This window comes from Microcoleus sp. B6-A1, assembly GCF_036705085.1.
GTDB lineage: Bacteria > Cyanobacteriota > Cyanobacteriia > Cyanobacteriales > Microcoleaceae > Microcoleus.
On the sequence record NZ_JAUBTU010000180.1, the window covers coordinates 1 to 2,419 of the forward strand.

2 protein-coding genes are annotated in these 2,419 nt (G+C 39.8%); both read left to right on the forward strand.

The features are described from left to right. Positions 1 to 97: 97 nt before the first annotated feature. Positions 98 to 1,285 carry a zonular occludens toxin domain-containing protein gene (locus QUB11_RS30990; RefSeq protein WP_333207527.1) on the forward strand — a complete coding sequence of 396 codons (1,188 nt, stop codon included), beginning with the start codon at positions 98 to 100 and terminating at the stop codon, positions 1,283 to 1,285. Between the two features lie 124 nt (positions 1,286 to 1,409). After that, the coding region (locus QUB11_RS30995) for a replication initiation factor domain-containing protein (RefSeq protein WP_333392548.1) at positions 1,410 to 2,419 on the forward strand (1,010 nt) is incomplete at its 3' end.

Genomic DNA, 2,419 nt, shown 5'->3' on the forward strand with positions numbered 1-2,419 from the left:
GAGAGTTCTCAACATGGTTCTCAGCCGCGTCTAGAATTTTCGGTTGTAGGGCGATCGCTTTGCTTGGCGATCGCCTTCTAATTTAAAGGAGGTTGCTTTGCCTTTTACTGCTATTTATGGGCTTCCCGGTCGGGGCAAGAGTTTGTTGATGTTGCAGCACGGTCTGCGGATTGCTGAAAAATACAAACTTCGGTTGGTCACTAACTTCAATCTTGACCCGCTTTGTCTTGCTTATTACTGCAAAATTAATAATTTAAAATGGCTTTGGGAAAATATACCTAAAGGCATTATTTACTACGTCTCCAGTAACAAAAATTTTGCTCAATTCCTTCAAATTCAAAGAGCTGTAATTTTACTGGATGAAATGGGTCTATACGCTCCAAGCGCTCAGTCCTGGACTTTGCCACCTGAAGCTTTTAATGCAGTAGCTAACAATCGTAAAATGTGTCAGCATATTGTGTATGCGGCGCAGTATCCTACACAAGTTCATTCCTCGCTTCATCAGATTTGCTCTGAGATTCTGTATGCTGAGGGTACGACTGTGTGGAGTGAAGAATTGGAGAACGAGCGCTTACTTTTTAAGGATTGTCACTTGTTTATGCCTAGTGAGTTCGAGGTGTGGTTTCGTGACCCAAAAGTTCGCAAAAATCCTGTTAAGGTTTGGGTGTTAGCTACTAAGCATTGGAAAGGAATTATTAGCGCTCTTGATGCTCATACTTTTAGAATCTATGATAGTTTTGGCTTGTTAGAAAAACAGGATGATAAAGTATCGCTTGACAAGACTTTTGGTTATCAGCCTTATATCATAGATTCTGCTTGTTCTCTTGAACTTTCAGCGCAAGATTTACTTGATGAAGGTCACACTTTTGATGAGATAGAACAGAAACTAGACCAATATTATAAAGCTGATAGATTTAAGAAAAAGCGTATTTATGAAGCTAGCAATAATTATCCTTTTGTTGCTTGGAAGTTAGTTGGTAACATTCCTTTTTCAGGTCCTCATATTTTTCAGAAAATGCTACTTCCTTTCTGGGATATGCTTCCTGCTGCTAGTTATCCTGGATTGAAAAAATTAGATTTGAGAATTACTAGGGAATGTTTAATTTGGGATAAATTAGATAAACAGACTAAAGATGGGTATAAAATAATGTGGAGGGTTTTTCTTGGCATAATTTTTTGGTTTATTAGTTCATTGATGACTAATATATTTTTGCCTAGAAATTCTGTGATAGCTTTTGTTTGTTTTGCAGGTTCGTTTTATTTGCCCTTTCAAATGTTTAAGTAATATGGAACACTTACCTCGAAATATTAAAATTGATTGGTTGAGATTTCAGGTATCTAGTCCCTTTAGTATGCTCCGACAAGTTCAGCGGACTTTAGGATTACCGTTTGAACGCAAGCAGCAGCAATTGCAGGATGCTCGCGATACCAATATTCTTGCTTTAAATAAAGTTTGGCATGAAGTTCATGAATTTCAAGGGAGTTTGATAGGTACTCGTTATCCTGCTGCTGGCAGTCATGAACCTTACAAGCATTTTGTTGATCTTAATGGTTCCACGCTTTCAGGAGTTAGCCTTCAGAAGATTGCTGATCTTTTAGCTTTTTGTCAGTTTGAGGAGGAATTTATCGCTAATAGAATTGATATCGCTCTTGATTTTCCTGTTCAGACTCCTCGACTGTCGCGTCGTTATTGGGAGGTTTTTTTAAGTGATAATTTGTTGGTTGGATATCGCTCTATCCGTCGCATTTCTAATTCTGGCAATAATCGTCCTGGCACTACAGTATATTTAGGTTCTCGTGAGTCAGAGCGATTTGTGAGGATATATGATAAAAATATTGATGGTACAGATTACGATCGCCTTGAGATTGAATTTAAGCGTACCCGTGCTAAATGGATTATGCAGGAGATGGTTGCTTGTCCTGTTGAAGAGCTGCCTAAATTTTTAAATGGTGTGGTTTGCGGTCAAATCAATTTTTCTAGGCAGCGTGAGGATATAGAGTTTTTCAAAGATTATAAATACGGGCCTATATCTGTTCCCGCTCCGTCGCTTCATTTGGATATTGAGCGTTCTATCGCTTTCATTGAGAAACACTGCGCTACTTTGGCGATGGTTGAGGAGTTTATGGGGTCAGAGCGGTTTGATAAATTTATGCGATCAATGTTGGCGGCTGGCAAGTTGCGGATGAAGCCTCGCCACCGTACTATTTTGGAGAATGCTAAGTTTTTGGGTATTACTGCCTTGGGAGTTTTTTTGATGTTGGTTGTTCAAACTCCTGGTGCGATCGCTGGTGGGTTGACCTGTCCTGCTCCGTTGCCGCTCTCGTTTCAGATGAGCCAGAAATTTCCGATCGACATCGTGCAGCCGACCCCGGCAGAGCAGGCTTATTTTGATAACATCGGTGATGGTTGCTTTCAAAT